This is a genomic window from Oceanospirillum sediminis (genome assembly GCF_014164585.1).
GTDB lineage: Bacteria > Pseudomonadota > Gammaproteobacteria > Pseudomonadales > Halomonadaceae > Oceanospirillum > Oceanospirillum sediminis.
On the sequence record NZ_JACJFM010000131.1, the window covers coordinates 1 to 461 of the forward strand.

At 36.7% G+C, this 461-nt stretch carries 1 protein-coding gene; it reads left to right on the forward strand.

Annotated elements, in window-relative coordinates; all coding sequences use genetic code 11:
• Nucleotides 1-226: 226 nt before the first annotated feature.
• A partial coding sequence (locus H4O21_RS24220) for a hypothetical protein (RefSeq protein WP_220495855.1) occupies nt 227-461 on the forward strand: 235 nt, incomplete at its 3' end.

Genomic DNA, 461 nt, shown 5'->3' on the forward strand with positions numbered 1-461 from the left:
GATGAGCTGATTATCGTGTTCTGAACAGGAAAGCTATCACTTTTGATATGTTTTATTGTGATAATGTCTTGCATTACATCTTGATATGATAACAGCTATGTGTTATCTTTATTGTGAGGGTTAATAATGAAGTGCTTGATGTGCGGGAAAGACCTGTTGCCAGGATGCAGAAGTGACAAGAAGTACTGCTGTCCATATTGCAGGCTAAAGGCCATGAGGAAAAGAAATGCAAAAGAAAAATCTCTCCATAAAAATGGAGCTTAACAGAGATATAAAGAAAGGAAAAAGAAAGCCAATATTTGGTGTTGGAGTTAATGATTGTGGCTTCGGTGTGGCGATGAAAGTTGATGGTAAAAAGGTGCAACATTATGGATATAGCCAATGGTATCAAATGCTCAGGAGGTGTTTTGATGATGAATACAAAAAACAACACAAAACCTATGAGCATGTTACTTGTTGTA